The sequence below is a fragment of the Natrinema sp. 74 genome, from assembly GCF_046097095.1.
Taxonomy (GTDB): Archaea; Halobacteriota; Halobacteria; order Halobacteriales; family Natrialbaceae; genus Natrinema.
This window is the reverse complement of record NZ_CP175698.1, coordinates 2165223-2181981: the sequence shown is the minus strand read 5'-3', so window position 1 is coordinate 2181981 and position 16759 is coordinate 2165223. Positions and strand designations below refer to the sequence as shown.

Below are 16759 nucleotides of genomic sequence, written 5' to 3'. Positions count from 1 at the left end.
GGGCTTCAGACCCCAGGAGGTACGCATGACCGTCATCGAGTCCGTCCACGAGGATCACGGGGCTACGTTCGGCGAGCGCGCCGACCGGACGATCGTCGAACATTTCGGGCGACCGGAGCGGACCCACCGCGCAGTCCGCAACGGCGTCGGCCTGCTCGAGTTGGCCTACGGCGTCATCGTCGTCGAGGGCGCAGACCGCCGCGAGTACGTTGACAACGTCGTCTCGAACCGGGTCCCCGACGAGGACGGCCAGGGCTGTTACGCGCTCGTCCTCGACCCACAGGGCGGGATCGAGGTGGAGCTCTACGTCTATAACGCGGGCGAGCGCCTGCTGTTGTTCACCCAGCCTGAGACCGCCGAGCCGCTGGCCGAGGAGTGGTCGGAGAAGGTGTTCATCCAGGACGTCGAGATTCGCGTCGCGACCGACGACTACGCCGTCTTCGGCATCCACGGTCCGCAAGCGACCGAGAAGATCGCGAGCGTCCTCAATGGGGCCGGCTCACCCGACGAGCGGTACTCGTTCGTCCGCGGGACGATGGGTGACGAAGGCGTCACCGTCATCCGCACCGATGCCCTCACCGGCGAGGAGAGCTACGAGGTCGTCTGTGCGGCCGACGACGCCGAGGCCGTCTACGACACGCTGCTCAATCAGGGACTGAACGCCGCGCCGTTTGGCTATCGAACCCTCGAGAGCCTCACCCTCGAGGCCGGCTCCCCGCTCTTTCATACCGAACTCGAGGGAACGCTGCCGAACGTGCTGGGACTGCGAAACGCGCTTGACTTCGAGAAGGGCTGTTACGTCGGTCAAGAGGTCGTTTCCCGCGTCGAGAACCGCGGCCAGCCCAGCCGGAAGCTCATCGGACTGACGCTCGAGGGCGAGCGTGTGCCCGATTCGGGCGCGGCCGTCTTCGACGGCGACGCGTCGGTCGGCGAGGTGACCCGCGCGGGCGAGAGCCCGATACGAAAGGAGGTCATCGCGCTCGCGCTCGTCGACTACGGCTACGAGAGCGACGAGCTGACGGTTCGGGTCGGTGGCGAGGAGGTTCCGGCCGCCCCGACCGACCTGCCGTTCGTCGCGGGCTCGGATCGGTCGGACCGGCTGCCGAACTACCGGTAACGGCGAGACGAATTCGACCTTCCGCCGACACCTCGATCGGCAACCACCTCCCCCACGCGGTGGGGTGGTCGTGGGCGGCGAAACTGAACGGCGACGAGGCATTACTCGAGGACGATCGAGTCACCGCGAGCCAGTATAAAGCGCCCGCTGGGACAGGCCAACGGCTACCCGTCGATCGGCCGGAGAGGCGGTCGATATGCAACTCGAGCGGCCGAGCCAGGAGACAGCGACCTGGAGCGGTACGGTGCCGAGCGCGGTCGATTCGCGGGTCCTCGGACTGATCGTCGTGACGGCCAGTCTCGCGGCGTCGATCAACCTCCCCTACGGCGGGCTGCCGATGGCGGCTGCCGCGTTCGGGCTGCTTTCCGTGAGCGGCGTCGCTCTCCACCTACTCGGCGAGCGGAAGCTCCGCCGAATCACCGAGGGGCTCGTCGAGCGATGGGTTGCGGCCGGCGGCGAGATCGAGGACGTCACGCGGTCCGCGAGCGGCACGCGGACGGAGTGGCGGATCCACACCCCCGACGGCGAGGTCGTCGTCGGCGGGGTCGCACTGGTTCCGATCGCTCGGCTCTCAGTCGAGTGGCGCGGCATCGGCGATACGATGGCCGCCAGCGAGGCCGAAGCCGACCTTGACCGGCTCGCGGCGGGGCTCTACCGCGAGATTTTCGAGTTCGACTCGAACCGGTAGCTCGAGCCAGATGTGGGACCGAACTAGCGTGATGAGGATCGGCGGTACTGGGCCGATCACTCGAACAGTTCCCCGTGACGCCCTGCTAGATCCGTGTACTCTCCGGATGAGTACGCCTCGAAGATTTCTCTGGCATCGATCCCCGTCTCGGAGAGCGGAGTGACCTGTGCGGGGACGCCGCGGACGAACGACTCCGGCGGGATCGAGTAGGCGTCCGGGACCACGGTCCCCGCGGCGACGATGCTACCGCTGCCGATCGTCACGTCGGTGTTGATCGTCGCGTTGAACCCGACGAGAGACTGCGCTTCGACGGTCGCCTCGTTGAGTACAGCCCCGTGGCCGACCATTACCGAGTCCGCGAGTTGGGCCGCGTGCAGCGTCGCGTTGTCCCCGACGTGGGTCACCCGCCCGATCCAAACAGGACCGATATCGCCCCGACAGACGACGCCGGGCCAGACGCTCGCGTCCGCCTCGATCGTCACGTCGCCGACGAGGGTCGCATCGCGACTCACCCGCGCCGCCTCGTCGATCGTCGGCCGTTCCCCCTCGAACTCGTAGGTTCGTCTATCGACCATGCATTATCGTCCCATACCTGCGGCTATAATACCGAATTCCGCCGATCGTGACCGTCAGCGCTCGTTGACAATCCCGCGACGGGGTAGATGGAGACCCATTTCGTGGTGAAAACAGACGGTCCGAAATGGAGCGAAGCGGATCGCGACGCGAGAGTCACGACTCGATCTTGTCGACGATCTCCGTGGCCTGTTCTTTCGCTTTGTCCTCGCCGACGTGCTTATCGATCAGAACGCTCGTGACCTCCCAATCGTCCTCGCCCTCGAGCTTGCCGGTCCTGACTTCGCTCCCCTCCGAAACCGATTCGGCCGGCTGTTCCGCCCAGTCGGGGGTCCGTATCTCGTCGTACCGATCCGGGTCGCGAAACCGGACGTGGATATACTCGTCGTCCGTCTCGACCATGTTGACATCAGGGGTGTCGGCCATATGCGACTGTCCACGGCCAGCGCGCGTAAATGACATCCCTGAATGTGCTTCGTCCGGCGACCGTCGGCCCACCGTCAACGACGACGCTCGAGCCACCGCCGACCGGCAGTCTTCGGCACTGTCGCTATCCGGCTCGCGCCTGTAGCATCGCCATGCTCGTCCTCGGCGACGCTCACGCCTCCGAGCCGGACCGGCTGGAAACGCTGCTCGCGCTCTACCGAACCCTCGAGCCGGATCACGTCCTCCAGCTCGGCGACCTCAAGCGGTACGACCTCCCGGCACCGACGTGGTTCGTCGCGGGTAACAACGAGGATCTCGACGTGATCGACGCGCTCCGGGCGGGCGAGGAACCGCCGGAGACGACCACCGTCCACCTGCTGGCGAGCACGGCGGCGACGGTCGACGGGCTCCGCATCGCCGGCCTCTCGGGCAACTTTGCGCCGACGAAGTACGACCTCCCGCGGGACGACCTGTCGGGCAACCATCGTCGTCACTTCACGCACGAAGACGTTGAGCAGGCCGCCGCACTCGAGGATATCGACGTCTTGCTTACCCACGAGGCCCCGACCGGCCTGCTGTCCTACGGCTACGACCCCGGCTGCGAGCACATCGACGACCTCGTTCGGGCGCTCGAGCCCGAGCTCTGTCTGGTCGGGCACCACCACCGCCACCGCGAGAGCGAAATCGGAGAGACGAGAGTCGTGAGCCTCGCTCCCGCGTGGGAACGATACTACACGCTCGATCCGGAGACGCTGGCACTCGAGGGCCACGATCACGAGCTATCCGCGAACGGCAGCTGACGGAACTCGATGGGCATCGAATCGGGCCGAAAAACGAACCGGAAACTCGAATTCGAGCGGCGGTGCCGTGCGGCTTAGAACGTCTCGAGGTAGCGGTCGAGCTCCCACTGGGAGACGTCGACGAGGTAGTCCTCGAACTCCTGGCGCTTCGCTTCGACGAACTTGGAACCGACGTGGTCGCCCAGTGCGTTGTAGATGACTTCGTCTTCCTCGAGGGCCTCGACGGCCGCGCCGAGGTTCGACGGGAGCGTCTCGATCCCGTACTCCTCGCGTTTCTCCTCGTCGAAGTCGTAGATGTTCTCGCGGACCGGGTCGGGACATGCGAGATCCTTCTCGATCCCGTCGAGACCTGCGTGGATCATGACGGCGAGTGCAAGGTAGGGGTTACAGGACGGGTCGGGCGAGCGCAGTTCGACGCGTGAGGCCGCGGGCGTCCGCGCTGCCGGCTTGCGGATCAGTGCCGAGCGGTTGCGGTCCGACCACGCGACGTAGACGGGTGCCTCGTAGCCGGGCACCAGCCGCTTGTAGCTGTTGACCGTCGGGTTCGCGATCGCCGTGATCGCCGGCGCGTGCTCCAAGATCCCCGCGGTGAAGGCGTGCGCTTCGTCGCTCAGGTTGAACTCGTCGTCCTCGTCGTGGAAGGCGTTCTCCCCGTCCTCGGTGAACAGCGAGAGGTGCGTGTGCATCCCCGAGCCGTTGATTCGCGGGATCGGCTTTGGCATGAACGTCGCGTGCAGGTCGTGCTGGGCCGCGATCGCGCGCACGACGGTGCGGAAGGTCCCGACGTTGTCGGCCGTCGTCAGGGCGTCGTCGTAGGTGAAGTTGATCTCGTGTTGCCCTTCGGCGACCTCGTGGTGGCTGGCCTCGACCTCGAAGCCCATGCTCTCGAGACCGTAGATGATGTCGCGGCGGACGTCGCTGGCGAGGTCTTTCGGCGCGAGGTCGAAGTAGCCGCCGGCGTCGTTGGTCTTGGTGGTCGCGCGACCGTCCTCGTCTTCTTCGAAGAGGAAGAACTCCGGTTCGGGCGCGGCATTGACCGTATAGCCCATCTCGTTGGCCCGCTCGAGGGCGTTTTTGAGGACGCGACGCGGATCGCCCTCGAAGGGCTCACCGGTGTACGTGTCGTAGACGTCACAGATCATGCGAGCAGCCGCGCTTTCCTCTTTCTGTCGCCACGGGAGAATCGCGAAGGTCTCGGGGTCGGGCTTGAGCCGCATGTCCGATTCCTGAATGCGAACGAAGCCCTCGATCGACGAACCGTCGAAGTAGATTCCCTCGGTAAACGCCTTCTCGGCCTGACGGGCCGGAACGGAGACGTTCTTGACCGTGCCCAGAATATCCGTAAACTGCAGTCGGAGGAAGTCGACGTCCTGTTCCTCGATTTCGTCGAGCACCGCCTGCTCGGTCTTAGAGAGGTTTCCGCTTGTCATCTTTCTCGTCGTATCCTCGTAACCAGTATACTAAAGCGCTACTGTTCCGTGCAAATCTCCGCTCTCCCTCGGCAAACTGCATATTCGTAAATTTCTAAAGGCCCCGGCGAGAGGGTAGATGTGATGACGTACGAAAATCTCGATGCAAAACTAGTAAATGCACTTCTCGGTGACGGTCGGGCGAGCCTCCGAAGCCTCGCCGAAGAACTCGACGTCTCGGTCACCACCGTCTCGAATCACCTCTCTGATCTCGAGGAGCAGGGCGTGATCGAGGGCTATACACCGAAGGTCGACTACGACGCCGTCGGCTACGACGTAACCGCGGTCATCCAGCTCCAGGTCGAAGGGAACGCGCTACCTGACGTCACCGAGACGCTGCGCGATCACCGACAGATGACCAGCGTCTACGAGGTCACCGGCGACTACGACGTGATCGCCATCGGCAAGTTCGAAGACACCGACGGCATGAACGACCAGATCAAGCAGTTGCTGACCGATCCCGACATCAAGGCCTCGAACACGAGCGTCGTCTTAAACGCCGCCTCCGAGAACGAACAGTTCGAACTCGAGGTCGACGAGAGCGCCTGAACTGACGGCCCGTTACGGCGATCACGCGATCGGGAACGGCATCGTCGGTCGGGAGACGACTCGAGAACGACGCGAATTCGTTCGGGATACGGACAGCGGCAGACGACAGTCTCCTCTTCCTCCTCTTCTTTCGGGCCTGGACCGAAGGCCGCCGACGTCTGAAACGGCCGATCACGCTGTTGTAACCGACCGAAGGGAGAAGGTGAAAATCGTCCCTGATCCGTCGTACTGTCCGCGCTCGAGAACGGTCACCAACGTAACGACGGCCGTTTCCGGACGGGAAATCATATGTACGGTATAATATCGATGCATAATATTAATCAGAAACGTAATGGTGACTATCAAATTACCCAGGAATATGGATCGGTCACTGGTTCGGAAAATCGGGTTTGGATTCTCTCTTACGCTACCGGTCTTCGGGCTTCTCGTCTGGTTGCTCGATGTGAATGAGATCCATACGGCACTCCGAAGTGCGGATCAAAGCGTTCTCCCGTGGGTGTTTGTATTCGTTATCTGTTGGCTGCTCGCCTGGGGGTTGTCGTTTCGTGTCGTTCTTCGATCGCTTGACATTCCCATCTCTGTTCCGTGGTCGTTTTTACTCTTCTCGGGCGCGACCTTCTCGAATAATGTAACACCGTTTGGCCAAGCAGGCGGTGAACCGATCACCGCCTACTTCATCTCTAGAACGTCGGATACGAAATACGAGACCGGACTGGCCGCGATTGCGAGCGTTGACACGCTTAACTTCATTCCATCGTTCGTCTTTATCGTCGGTGGAATCGGGTACTACGCGCTCGTCTTGTCCCTTTCCTCGCTGGTGAAAGGGGTTGCCATCTACGTCGGTGGGGTCGGACTTGTCGTATTCGGTGGCGGATACTGCGTTTGGTCGTATCGGACTGCGCTCACAGATCGCCTCGCGTCAAGAGTCAGTATATCTCTGCATCGAATCCTGTCCGTCATTCCGCGGGTGTCCACACCGAGCCAAAGCACGATCAAACAGAGAATCGTCGGATTCGGCGATTCGATCGAAACCGTTGCTGCAAATCCGACTCGGCTCCTCTTCGCACTCGGATACTCGGGAGTCGGGTGGTTGTGTCAAGTAGGTGCGCTATGGGCGGCCCTCTATGCAGTCGACGCGACGGCCCCCGTCGTGGTATTACTGTTCGCGATACCGCTCAGTAATGTCGCTGGAGCAACCCCACTCCCGGGCGGTGCAGGAGCGATCGACGCGACGCTTATCGCACTACTCGTTTCGGCGACGGGTATCGAATCGACACTCGCTGCGGCCGCAGTCATCATCTTCCGGGGATTCGTATACGGTGTACCGATCGTGATTGGCGGCAGTGTACTCGCGGCGATAACGGCGAAACGTGTCAGTTTCTAAGCGCAGATTCGGTAACGGATTTCTCGTCACGCGGGAGGACGCATCTCCGCCGACGCACGTTGACGAGTTACTCCTCAGCTTTGATATTGTGTACCGGAACGAGGGTCTCTTCGATCGTCGCGGTCTCGTCGATCCGTCCTCTAATCATGTCGCGGTCCTTGTAGGCCATCGGCGCTTCGTCGATCGTCGCCTCGGTGACGCTCGTCGAAAAGACGTCCGCCATCTCGGCGCTGAACTCCGCCATGGTGAACTCGTCGAACGCCCAGGTTCGGGAGCCACGTCGCCCGGCACCGTGAGGTGCCGACCTGTTCCACGAGTCGGCTCCGGTACCGCGGACGATAACCGACCCGTCGCGCATATTGAACGGAATTACACCGCGTTCGCCGGCGTGGACGCGCGTCGCTCCCTTGCGGATGACCAGATCCTCGAAGTCGATGTAGTTGTGTGTCGAGACGATTCGCTCCTCGATATCGGCCTCGAGTACGTCCGCGACGGTCCGTGCCATCAGCCGGCGACTCTCTGCAGCGTAGGTCTGGGCGAAGATCATATCGCGGAGGTAGCCGTGGCGGTCGTCCCCTTCGAGGTAGTCGAGGTCGTCACCAGCGCCGTTTTCGCTGGTGTAGCGAGCGATCGCGTTCAACCCCTCTCTCGTCTCGTCGATCCGCGTCGGTTCCGTCTCGCGGTAGTCCGCGACGACCGCGTCCATGTTCTTCCAATCCTCGCCCATCCCGCCCTGGACCCAGTCGAGGAGGTCGCTGTCGCTGATCGCCTCGAGATCGAATTTGTAATAGCGATCGTCGACGTCCGCAAGACGGTCGCGGATCTCGTCGGCGCGGTCGTCACAGCACTCGGTGGCCCGCTCCTGCCAGAATTTCGCGATCGACAGTCCGATCCCCCGCGAGCCGGAGTGGACGATGACCCAGTACGCGCCGGTCCGTTCCGACCGCGAGAGTTCCACGAAGTGGTTCCCGCCGCCGAGCGTGCCGAGCGAGTCAATCGCCCGCTTGGGCGAGTACTCGAGCCGATCGCATAGATTCAGGAAGTACGCCTTGCCGTACGACGGGGATGCGATATGATCGCCGTCCCAGTGATCGTTCAGGGACTCGAGTTTCGCCTCGCAACGATCCCACGGGAAGTCATCGACGAGGTGATACTCCTGGGACGGGTGGCCGGAATCGCCGAACGTCGACCGCCCCATCGGGATCGCCTGCCGAATATCCTCGTCAAGGCCGTGCATCCGGTCCTCGTTCTCGAGGCTTTCGGTCAGCCACTGGCCGGTGTCGTCGTCGAGTCGGACAGCGGTCATGCCACAGCCGATATCGACGCCGACCGTGTTCGGGCAGATTCGATCGCCGAGTTCCATCGTGAACCCGACTACGCTCCCCGCACCGGGGTGTCCGTCGGGCATGATCCGAACGGGATTGCGAAACGCCTCGTGGTCGACCATCTCCTGGACCTGTTCGACGAACGCCTCGTCGAACGCCGTTCGCGGTCCCAATACGACTGCCGTCGTCTGCTCGCCATCGATTTCGAACGTCATGGTAGTTGTCGGTCACAGTGTTCGTTCACGGAACAATACTGACTGCCTTCGTAGCCGCGGATTACACGCCAGGGCCCGAAATTCGGGAGAGAGCCGCTGCTGTGGACGTGAATGCGGCACCCCCGTGTTCCTCAGCCCCGGGCGGGTACTCCGCACGTGGGGTCGAGTTATGCGGGCGAAGAAATTCGGCCTTCGCCGGACGAGATCCCGTCGAGAGATTCGACGGGACCGGTCGTCCAGCGGTCGATGGCCGGTTCCACATGGTGATCGCTCGGTGGCACGCAGGCCAACCCATTCGTGACTACCGAAGGGCGAACGGATCGTGGGATGGCGTGTGCGATTGTCATGTGGAGTTACGTACGTGATCGCGCTGTGAACGGTTCAGATACCAATCGTATCGAGACCGTATTAACTCTGTTCAGAGAATGGTTCACACAGCCACGGCTTCGAAGCCAAGCTATGTCTCTGCCCGCAATTTCCCTGCGGTCTAAGTCAGATGGACGAGCAGCGCAAAGCGAGCCCGTGAGCGGAACAGCGGGAAAAGAATAGTTACGCTACGTTCATCGAGCGAACGAGCGAGCGGCGTGCGCGAGTGAGTGCAGCGTCAGAGCCGATTTCACATCATGCCGCCCATGCCGCCGCCCATGCCACCCATGCCGCCGGCACCGGGCGCGCCGCCCTCTTCGTCCTCGCCCTTGTCGGTCGAGAGGTCGCCGGCGGAGATGATGTCGTCGATTTTGAGCACGAGGTTCGCGGCCTCTGCAGCGGAGGTGACGGCCTGTTCCTTCGCGTGGGCCGGCTCGACGACGCCGGCGTCGAACGTGTCCTCGACGTCGCCCGAGAAGACGTTCAGGCCGGCCGTGACGTCGCCATCGTCGTGTGCCGCACGCAGGTCGACGAGCGTGTCGATCGAGTCGAGACCGGCGTTCCCAGCGAGAACGCGCGGGACGAGCTCGAGCGAGTCGGCGAAGGCCTCGACGGCCAGCTGCTCGCGCCCGGAGACGGAGTCGGCGTAGTCGCGCAGACGCGAGGCGAGTTCGACCTCGATCGCACCGCCGCCGGCCAGCACGCGGCCGTCGGAGACGGTCTGTGCGACGACGTCGAGCGCGTCGTTGACGCCGCGCTCGAGTTCGTCGACGACGTGGTCGGTCGAGCCGCGCAGCAGGAGGGTGACGCCGTGGGCGTCCTCGCCCTCGACGTAGAACAGCTCGTCTTCCTCGTCGCGGGTGATGTCACCGAAGCCGAGGTCCTCGGCGGTCGCACTCTCGAGGTCGGAGACGGTCGACGCGCCGACGACCTCCTGCAGGAACTCGAGGTCGGACTTCTTGGCGCGGCGCACGGCGAGGATACCCTCTTTGGCGAGGTAGTGCTGGGCGAGGTCGTCAATACCCTTCTGGCAGAGGACGACGTCCGCGTCGAGGTCGACGATGTGATCGACCTTCTCGCGGAGCTGTTTCTCCTCGCGGTCGAGGAACTTCTGGAGCTGGTCGGGGTCGGTCACGGAGACCTCGGTGTCGACGTCGGTCTCCTCGACCTCGATGGCCTCGTCGAGCAGCAGGATGTCCGCGTCCGTCGCCTCGGTGGGCATGTTGTCGTGGACGGGATCCTTGTCCACGATGCCGCCCTCAAGGAGGTCGGACTCGCCGGCGCTGCGGCCGGTCTGGGTCTCGATGTTGAGGAACTCGAGGTCGACGACGTTGTCGCCGTTCTCGTCCTCGACGGTGACCTGACGGATGGCCTCGACGATGAGCTCGGCGAGGTACTCCTTGTTGACCTCGGTTCCCTTGCCGGTCATCGAGGTCTCGGCCGTTTTACGGAGGAGTTCCTCGTCGTCGGTGTCGATGTCGGTCGCGATGTCATCGATCTCCTCGCGGGCCTGCTCGCTGGCGAGGTGGAAGCCCTTGATGATCGCCGTCGGGTGGATGTCCTGCTCCAAGAGGTCCTCGGCGTTTTTGAGGAGTTCGCCGGCGATCGCGACGGCCGTCGTAGTGCCGTCGCCGGCCTCGTCTTCTTGCGTTTCGGCGACCTCGATGATCATCTCGGCCGTGGGGTTGTCGATGTCCATCTCTTTCAGGATGGTGACGCCGTCGTTGGTGATGGTCACCGACCCCATGGAGTCGACGAGCATCTTGTCCATTCCCTTGGGACCGAGCGTGGAACGGACAGCTTCAGCGACCGCACGGGCGGCGCTGATGTTGTAATCCTGCGCGTCCTTGTCCTTGACGCGCTGGGAGTCCTCGCTCATTACGATCATCGGCTGACCCTGCTGCATTCGCTGACTCATAGTCGAGCGAATGATTGATTGTGATTCTATATAAATCTTCCTAATTCTGTCGGGCGTCGCACTCGGACAACACAGTCGTCGACCGAGAAAACCGTGGTAGTACGGGACGATAGCGACCGATTTCGCCGGCAAAATTCGGTCGTCAATTGTTCCCAGACGAACGGCGACGAGGTGTTTTTATACCCGTGAACAGGGGATTCGGTGATCGAATCGACCGGATCGGTCAGCCACCCGACTACTCGGTCGCCCAATCACGGCTTTCGACGGTCGAAACGGTTCTCAGTACAGCACCGGCGAAGCGGTAAGAATAGTTACTCGGAGTCGAGTCAATATAGCGGAAGAGTTATGCCGGTAGTCACGTATTACCACTCGAGCAATGGACGAGTCCCCGTCCTTTCCCGAATCGTTCGACGACCCCCGAATCACCTCGCAGTTCTGTCGCCGCCTTCCCGGCGGGGCCGGTGATCTCGTACTCGTCGGTGTCGTCCACGACCATCCCGCCAGCGTCGCCCGCGTCGAACGCGTCCTCGAGCACGTCGGTCCGGACACGCTCGCACTCGAGCTTCCGCCGGCGGCATTGCCGCTGTATAGAATCTACGCCCGGGGCGACCCGGACGATCCGACGCCGCCGCGCTTCGGCGGTGAGATGAGCGCGGCGATCCGCGCCGCTCCCGACGCCGACCATGTCGGGATCGATGCCCCCAACTGGTCGTTCCTCCGCGAGCTCGTCACGCGACTGGTGGCCGACCGCGTCTCACCCGCGACGGCCCGGAACGTCATCACGAGCCTCGGCGGCGCGACTCGCGAAGCGGTGGCCTGTCGGGTCGCCGCGACGCTGACCCACGCGACCTCGATGACCGTCGCTCCCGACGATCCGATCGAGTATGACTGCACCCCCGACGATCCGCCGGAACGCCAGGCGGAACACGAACGCTCCCACGTCGCCGGCGTGCAGGCGCTGCTGGGTAGCGTTGATACCGACGGCAGTGCACTCGCGTATCGAGACGAGACGCGCGAACAGTGTATGATTGACCGACTCGAGGCGCTCCGCTCAGAGCCGGGCGACATCGTCGCCGTCGTCGGCGTCGATCATCTAGAGCGACTCGCGGCAGGGCTCTCGGCATAGCAATACCGGTTTCGATGGACAGAACGACGTGGCGCGTTAGCGGTGTGCGGGCGGTTCGATCAGGATTTCCCCGTCGCCTCTGACCCGGACGTGGTGGCCGTTGACGACGAACGAGAGGGTGCCACTGGTTCGGGGTGTCCCGTCGTGGCGCGGCCGAAAAAGGTCGTCGAGGGCGTCGGGATCGACGGCGTCGTACAGCGAGATGCGGCTGTCGGTCACGTCGACGCCCATGCAGTCGGCCAGCGCGTGGATCACGGTCGTGCTGAGTGCGGCCGGTCCGTCGGGGTCGTGCGAGGCGTGGTACAGAGACGGAGCGCGAGACTGCGAGGGCGGAGATGCGTATCCGGTCATAACGGGTCGTCTCCCCCTACTCTCTGTTTGAACACCAAAAGCGTAATCGTTTATTACCGGCTGGTTTGTCGGATCGAACGTCGATCTGAGATCAATTGGGTCGGAATTCTCGAACGAGTGAACGATCGGGAGACGAACTGAGTTCGGCTCACCGAGACGAAGCGAGAGCCAATTACCGTCGGTATCTGTCCCTCGTTCGAGCGCCGCTCACTGTCGGATGGCGGAGACGCAGTTCCAGCAGTACGTGAACGTCTGATCGGCCTCGTTTGGCGCGCCACAGTGGGGACAGCGGACCGTCTCGTCATCGAGATCAGAGTCGGTGGCGTCCGTCGGTCGGTCGGTCTCACCGACATCGTCCGTCGCGCGCGGATACCGATCGGGGCCGGCAGACGAGCGGATGCTCGCGCGGTTGGGATCGGCCAGCGACGGTGTGCGTTCGCTCTCGTCGTCGTCACGACGGGCGTACAGGTAGTACAGTAGCAGGTGAAGCAGGGCGAACAACGCGATATAGCCGATGAGCCAGCCCCAGAGCTCCATCGGTGTGTGATACGTTCTCGAAACACTTGGATATTCCCCGCGTTTCGATCCGATGACAGTCAGGAAACGAGGACTATCGCGAGGACTGCAGGTCGCGCTGGAACTCGTCGAAAACCTCGAGGTCGTCGGGGAGGTCGTACGCGAGATGGCGCTCTTCCTGGCGGTTGATGCCGGCGTCTTCGATCGGAGTGGCAACGTCCTCCCAGCCGGGTTTGATTTTGACGCTTTGTGCGGGCATACCGACGGCGATGTGGTGGGCGGGGATGTCGTGTTGGACGACGCCGCGTGCACCGACGATGGCGTTTTCACCGACCTTGTTGCCCGCACGGACCATCGCGTCGTAGGTGAGGCGGACGTCGTCTTCGACGATCGTGTGGTAGTTGCGGACCTCGGTCTGGTCAACCACGTCGTGATCGTGGCTGTAGACGTGGACGCCATCGGAGATCGAGACGCGGTCTCCGATGGTTAACTTCCCGCGGTCGTCGAGATGGACGTCGTCGTGGACGATGGTGTTGTCCCCGATCGTGATGTTATGGCCGTAGGTAAACGAGATACCCTTGAAGAACCGGCAGCCGTCGCCGCAATCCTCGAAGAGGTGGTCGGCGAGCATCTGACGGAAGCGCAGCGCGAACTCGACGTTGTCCGCGATCGGCAGGCTGTCGAACTGCCGCCAGAGCCACTGGAGGTGCTTTGACGTGCGGAACGTCTCCTCGTCTTTCTCGGCGTAGTACTCGCTCTCGAGGGTCGTGTTACAGGGATCGTAGCTCTGTAGTCGAACGCGCTCGGCCGGCGAGACGGACTCACCGTTTTGCCAGCGCTCGTAGGCCTCGCGGTCTCCCGAGAGGTCGATCAGAACGTCCTCGACGACCGAACAGGTGTCCTCGTCACTCGAGAGCCGTCGATCGACCTCATCGATGAACTCGCACATCCCCGCCTCCGCCTCGTCGGGGAGCGACACGTACCGCTTTGTCATACCCCGAAGTATTGTCCGCCGAGTTGATAGTGGTTCGGTTGTCCGGCGACGGTTGCCGGACCCGCTGTCGCGCGTGTTACCGGTCGGCGGTCATTCGGGTCAGCTTGCGCTGTACAGGGAGATACCGGAGGAATTCGTCAATTGCTTTGCCCCTCGAGAGCCAGACGAAGGGTTGCTGCCGCCCGAAACATTCAGTTCGAGGACCTGCTGTTTCAATAACGCATAGAGGACGATCGAACGCCGACGAGAAGCGGTATCGTAACGACACCGAGTGCGAGCAACTGCGGAGCTAGTCTTCGCCCGTATTCGATCGACGTGACGTGCTCGAGCGGGATGGTATAACCGTACTGGACGCAGTCACTCCGTCTGAGACCGCCAGCCGGCGAAGAGCAACGCGGGCAGCGCGAGCGATCCGACGAGCAGCGACGTGCCGACGACGAGCGTGCCGGCCGTGACGCGGTCGCGCGGGAGCTCGAGCGTCGTCACGCCGATAGCGAATACCATCGCCGCGACGACGACGACGACCACCAGGAGACGGACGACGTTTCGCGACCGGGAGCGTGCCATACGGAGAGATGTGATCCTTCTTTCAAGAACGGTTCGACTCGCGACGCTGCCGACGTCAACTGACGGGTCGGACGCGACCGGTCCCGAACGGGTTCGGATCGGGCGCTCGAGCGTTCCGTTCACCCTAAGTTCCCCCGCTCCAAAGGGGCGCGTATGCAACACCGCGAACTGGGCGACTCGGGCGTCGAGGTCAGCGAGGTCGGCTTCGGCGCGTGGGTCGTCGGTACCGACTGGTGGGGCGACCGTTCGGAGGAAGACGCCCTCGAGATGATCGAGTATGCCGTCGATCAGGGGATCACCTACTTCGACACGGGCGACGTCTACGGCCACGGCCACAGTGAGGAGCTACTCGGCCAAGCCCTCTCCGCGGTCCGCGACGAGGTCACCGTCGCCACCAAAGTCGGCTACGATTTCTACAACAACCCGCAGGCCGGCCACGGCGAACTCCCCAAAGAGATGGATCCGGAGTACCTGCGCGAGGCCGTCGAAAAGAGCCTCGACCGTCTCGACATGGACTCCATCGACGTGCTCCAACTTCACAACGCCAACGTCGAGGAGATCACCCCCGACGTGCTCGAACTGCTCGACGAACTCGAGGAAGAGGGGCTGATCGATGCGACCGGGCTCGCGCTTGGCCCCTCGATCGGCTGGCTCGCCGAGGGCGACCTCGCGATCGAAGCGGAGTTCGACTCCGTCCAACTGGTCTGGAACGTCCTCGAACAGGAGGTCGGCAATCACTTCCTCGAGACGATCGCACGAACGGACTCGTCGACCAGCCTCATCCCCCGCGTCCCCCACTCCTCGGGCGTTCTCAACGAGCAGGTCACGCCCGACACCGAACTCGGCGAGGGCGACCACCGCGGCTTCCGCCCCGACGAGTGGTACGAGACCGGCTGGGAGAAACTCGAGCAACTGCGCTTCCTCGAGCGCGCAGCGCCACGCTCCGTGGCCGACTCAAGCGGGGGAGACTTGCGAGAGCGCGACGGCGAGCGGACGATGGGCCAGGCCGCGATCGTCTGGCTGCTCTCGCACGACCCGGTCGCGACCGTGACGCCGACGTTCCGCACTACGGATGACATCGACGAATGGGCGGCCGCCAGCGATCTGCCGCGGCTCACCGACGAGGAGATGGCCCGCGTCGACGATCTCTACGCGAACGATTTCGACATCGACCGCGACGACGGGATGGACGCGCTGCGCTCGTCGGTCGACGGCGAAGACATCGAATCGGCCGGGCTGGACAAACTCGCGGCTGACTGACTCGACTCGCGACGGTCACGGCTGAGGAACAGCCGTCGGCCGCTCGGTCACTCACTCGGCGTCGGAGTTGACGAGCCGGAACTCGAACTCGAGCATGCCGTCCGTCTTCACGTTTACGCCCCCGAGTTCCTCCGAGAGCTGCTCTCGCGCTCGAGAGCTCGGTTCGACGCTGACGGAAACGCTGTTGCTGTTCGCGTTGTAGGTGATGTTTCCGACGGCGACGTCGAACTTGAAGAACTCGGGAACGTCCTCTCGAAGCTGTGCTCGTACGCCGTCGACGTCCGACCGAACGTCGGCCATCTCTTCGTTTAACGTGCCCATCGACAGTGGTTGATGGTAACACACTATAACCGTTGAGCCTGAACTGTCCGGAGATTCATACCGACCTACGCCGGCATCCGAAGCGCGTACAGGATCGCGACCAGCCCGAAGAGTTGACTACACTGGCCGAGGATCGCCGCGATCGATTCCGAGACGAACGGGAGCGCGACGAAGGCCAACAGGAACAGGAACGGGACGGCGAGCGCCAGCGCGAACCCGATGGCGATAAACAGCATCGGTCGGCTGTCGTTGCGTCGGTAGCCGCGATACGCCTGATAGGCGATGAACAGCCCGATGAGCGCGCTCAACACGTCGGTCGTCTGGACGAACGTCGCGACCCACTCCGGGGGAAGCGACACGTCCCAGAGCAACAGCGGTGTCGCCACCACGTCAGATCCCCTCGATGAGTGTCGTGAACCGATCGGCCATGTCCTCTCGGCGGTCGACGTGCAGCGTCAACCCATCGTCGTCGAGTTCGATCGTAATCCGCTCGAGGTTCGTCGCGTAGACCGTCCGGTGGTGGCCCCGTTCGGGGTCAGGTTTCGTCCGCTCGACGAGGAGCCCGCACTCGCGGAGGTCGTCCAGCCGCCGATACACCGTGGGTTGGGACGCGTCGCAGTGGTCGCTCAACGTAGTGGCTGACATGGGTTCCTGGCTCGTCTGGGTGAGGATGGTTCGCACCGCCGGGTCCTCGAGCAGAGTCCCGATCGTTTCGACGTCCGGCTCCTCACTCACGGTTTGCGTGTGTACAGAGAAGGGATATAAAGGGATTTTCGCCGCTGCAGGCGCTGCAG

Annotated in this window: 19 protein-coding genes; 7 read left to right on the top strand and 12 right to left on the bottom strand. The window is 63.2% G+C overall.

Going from position 1 to position 16759, the window contains the following annotated elements:
* The first annotated feature begins 25 nt into the window (after positions 1-25).
* Both ACJ70B_RS10790 and ACJ70B_RS10785 read left to right on the top strand, forming a co-directional pair.
* Positions 26-1117, top strand: a complete 1092-nt coding sequence (locus ACJ70B_RS10790) for an aminomethyltransferase family protein (protein ID WP_408956990.1) — start codon at positions 26-28, stop codon at positions 1115-1117.
* Positions 1118-1313: 196 nt separating this feature from the next.
* Entirely contained in the window at positions 1314-1805 is a 492-nt protein-coding gene (locus ACJ70B_RS10785; RefSeq protein WP_408956989.1) for a hypothetical protein, read from the top strand.
* 56 nt (positions 1806-1861) lie between these two features.
* On the opposite strand, the gene ACJ70B_RS10780 is transcribed toward ACJ70B_RS10785, so the two are convergent.
* Positions 1862-2380 (bottom strand): gamma carbonic anhydrase family protein, encoded by a 519-nt coding sequence (locus ACJ70B_RS10780; protein WP_408956988.1) that lies wholly within the window; start codon positions 2378-2380, stop codon positions 1862-1864.
* Between the two features lie 154 nt (positions 2381-2534).
* The gene (locus tag ACJ70B_RS10775) at positions 2535-2804 is read right to left on the bottom strand and encodes a hypothetical protein (RefSeq protein ID WP_408956987.1); all 270 of its coding nucleotides are present in this window, start codon (positions 2802-2804) and stop codon (positions 2535-2537) included.
* 152 nt (positions 2805-2956) lie between these two features.
* Here ACJ70B_RS10775 and ACJ70B_RS10770 point away from each other — a divergent pair, with 152 nt between their 5' ends.
* Positions 2957-3604: a metallophosphoesterase gene (locus ACJ70B_RS10770; RefSeq protein ID WP_408960104.1), complete on the top strand. Its 648-nt coding sequence runs from the start codon at positions 2957-2959 to the stop codon at positions 3602-3604.
* A gap of 74 nt (positions 3605-3678) precedes the next feature.
* Here the strand turns inward: ACJ70B_RS10770 and glnA are convergent, their stop codons facing one another.
* Entirely contained in the window at positions 3679-5034 is a 1356-nt protein-coding gene (glnA, locus tag ACJ70B_RS10765; RefSeq protein ID WP_408956986.1) for a type I glutamate--ammonia ligase, read from the bottom strand.
* A gap of 123 nt (positions 5035-5157) precedes the next feature.
* On the opposite strand from glnA, the gene lrp reads away from it, so the two are divergent.
* Together lrp and ACJ70B_RS10755 are read left to right on the top strand one after the other, a co-directional pair.
* Entirely contained in the window at positions 5158-5622 is a 465-nt protein-coding gene (gene lrp, locus ACJ70B_RS10760) for an HTH-type transcriptional regulator Lrp (protein ID WP_408956985.1), read from the top strand.
* Positions 5623-5980: 358 nt separating this feature from the next.
* Positions 5981-7006 carry a YbhN family protein gene (locus ACJ70B_RS10755; RefSeq protein ID WP_408956984.1) on the top strand — a complete coding sequence of 342 codons (1026 nt, stop codon included), beginning with the start codon at positions 5981-5983 and terminating at the stop codon, positions 7004-7006.
* A 67-nt stretch (positions 7007-7073) separates the two neighbouring features.
* Here ACJ70B_RS10755 and ACJ70B_RS10750 read toward each other — a convergent pair whose 3' ends face one another.
* Positions 7074-8546: an RtcB family protein gene (locus ACJ70B_RS10750; protein WP_408956983.1), complete on the bottom strand. Its 1473-nt coding sequence runs from the start codon at positions 8544-8546 to the stop codon at positions 7074-7076.
* Between the two features lie 616 nt (positions 8547-9162).
* Positions 9163-10818, bottom strand: coding sequence for a thermosome subunit beta (gene thsB, locus ACJ70B_RS10745; protein ID WP_408960103.1), 1656 nt, complete (start codon positions 10816-10818; stop codon positions 9163-9165).
* A 388-nt stretch (positions 10819-11206) separates the two neighbouring features.
* On the opposite strand from thsB, the gene ACJ70B_RS10740 reads away from it, so the two are divergent.
* Positions 11207-11956, top strand: a complete 750-nt coding sequence (locus tag ACJ70B_RS10740; RefSeq protein WP_408956982.1) for a hypothetical protein — start codon at positions 11207-11209, stop codon at positions 11954-11956.
* A gap of 36 nt (positions 11957-11992) precedes the next feature.
* Here the strand turns inward: ACJ70B_RS10740 and ACJ70B_RS10735 are convergent, their stop codons facing one another.
* From ACJ70B_RS10735 to ACJ70B_RS10720, 4 genes are all read right to left on the bottom strand, one after another.
* Positions 11993-12307, bottom strand: coding sequence for a HalOD1 output domain-containing protein (locus tag ACJ70B_RS10735; RefSeq protein WP_408956981.1), 315 nt, complete (start codon positions 12305-12307; stop codon positions 11993-11995).
* Between the two features lie 207 nt (positions 12308-12514).
* Entirely contained in the window at positions 12515-12844 is a 330-nt protein-coding gene (locus ACJ70B_RS10730; RefSeq protein ID WP_408956980.1) for a hypothetical protein, read from the bottom strand.
* A 73-nt stretch (positions 12845-12917) separates the two neighbouring features.
* Positions 12918-13817 (bottom strand): acyltransferase, encoded by a 900-nt coding sequence (locus ACJ70B_RS10725; RefSeq protein WP_408956979.1) that lies wholly within the window; start codon positions 13815-13817, stop codon positions 12918-12920.
* Positions 13818-14174: 357 nt separating this feature from the next.
* Entirely contained in the window at positions 14175-14384 is a 210-nt protein-coding gene (locus ACJ70B_RS10720; protein WP_408956978.1) for a hypothetical protein, read from the bottom strand.
* Between the two features lie 153 nt (positions 14385-14537).
* On the opposite strand from ACJ70B_RS10720, the gene ACJ70B_RS10715 reads away from it, so the two are divergent.
* Entirely contained in the window at positions 14538-15644 is a 1107-nt protein-coding gene (locus ACJ70B_RS10715) for an aldo/keto reductase (RefSeq protein WP_408956977.1), read from the top strand.
* A gap of 51 nt (positions 15645-15695) precedes the next feature.
* Here ACJ70B_RS10715 and ACJ70B_RS10710 read toward each other — a convergent pair whose 3' ends face one another.
* The 3 genes from ACJ70B_RS10710 to ACJ70B_RS10700 all read right to left on the bottom strand — a co-directional run bounded on the left by ACJ70B_RS10710 (position 15696) and on the right by ACJ70B_RS10700 (position 16700).
* Positions 15696-15965 carry a hypothetical protein gene (locus ACJ70B_RS10710; RefSeq protein ID WP_408956976.1) on the bottom strand — a complete coding sequence of 90 codons (270 nt, stop codon included), beginning with the start codon at positions 15963-15965 and terminating at the stop codon, positions 15696-15698.
* A gap of 65 nt (positions 15966-16030) precedes the next feature.
* Positions 16031-16354, bottom strand: coding sequence for a hypothetical protein (locus tag ACJ70B_RS10705; protein ID WP_408956975.1), 324 nt, complete (start codon positions 16352-16354; stop codon positions 16031-16033).
* A gap of 1 nt (position 16355) precedes the next feature.
* Positions 16356-16700, bottom strand: a complete 345-nt coding sequence (locus ACJ70B_RS10700; RefSeq protein WP_408956974.1) for a helix-turn-helix domain-containing protein — start codon at positions 16698-16700, stop codon at positions 16356-16358.
* Positions 16701-16759 lie beyond the last annotated feature (59 nt).

Coding starts and splice junctions, on each gene's coding strand:
- ACJ70B_RS10790 (WP_408956990.1), top strand. CDS start 26: ATGACCGTCATCGAGTCCGTCCACGAGGATCACGGGGCTACGTTCGGC.
- ACJ70B_RS10785 (WP_408956989.1), top strand. CDS start 1,314: ATGCAACTCGAGCGGCCGAGCCAGGAGACAGCGACCTGGAGCGGTACG.
- ACJ70B_RS10780 (WP_408956988.1), bottom strand. CDS start 2,380: ATGGTCGATAGACGAACCTACGAGTTCGAGGGGGAACGGCCGACGATC.
- ACJ70B_RS10775 (WP_408956987.1), bottom strand. CDS start 2,804: ATGGCCGACACCCCTGATGTCAACATGGTCGAGACGGACGACGAGTAT.
- ACJ70B_RS10770 (WP_408960104.1), top strand. CDS start 2,957: ATGCTCGTCCTCGGCGACGCTCACGCCTCCGAGCCGGACCGGCTGGAA.
- glnA (WP_408956986.1), bottom strand. CDS start 5,034: ATGACAAGCGGAAACCTCTCTAAGACCGAGCAGGCGGTGCTCGACGAA.
- lrp (WP_408956985.1), top strand. CDS start 5,158: ATGACGTACGAAAATCTCGATGCAAAACTAGTAAATGCACTTCTCGGT.
- ACJ70B_RS10755 (WP_408956984.1), top strand. CDS start 5,981: ATGGATCGGTCACTGGTTCGGAAAATCGGGTTTGGATTCTCTCTTACG.
- ACJ70B_RS10750 (WP_408956983.1), bottom strand. CDS start 8,546: ATGACGTTCGAAATCGATGGCGAGCAGACGACGGCAGTCGTATTGGGA.
- thsB (WP_408960103.1), bottom strand. CDS start 10,818: ATGCAGCAGGGTCAGCCGATGATCGTAATGAGCGAGGACTCCCAGCGC.
- ACJ70B_RS10740 (WP_408956982.1), top strand. CDS start 11,207: ATGGACGAGTCCCCGTCCTTTCCCGAATCGTTCGACGACCCCCGAATC.
- ACJ70B_RS10735 (WP_408956981.1), bottom strand. CDS start 12,307: ATGACCGGATACGCATCTCCGCCCTCGCAGTCTCGCGCTCCGTCTCTG.
- ACJ70B_RS10730 (WP_408956980.1), bottom strand. CDS start 12,844: ATGGAGCTCTGGGGCTGGCTCATCGGCTATATCGCGTTGTTCGCCCTG.
- ACJ70B_RS10725 (WP_408956979.1), bottom strand. CDS start 13,817: ATGACAAAGCGGTACGTGTCGCTCCCCGACGAGGCGGAGGCGGGGATG.
- ACJ70B_RS10720 (WP_408956978.1), bottom strand. CDS start 14,384: ATGGCACGCTCCCGGTCGCGAAACGTCGTCCGTCTCCTGGTGGTCGTC.
- ACJ70B_RS10715 (WP_408956977.1), top strand. CDS start 14,538: ATGCAACACCGCGAACTGGGCGACTCGGGCGTCGAGGTCAGCGAGGTC.
- ACJ70B_RS10710 (WP_408956976.1), bottom strand. CDS start 15,965: ATGGGCACGTTAAACGAAGAGATGGCCGACGTTCGGTCGGACGTCGAC.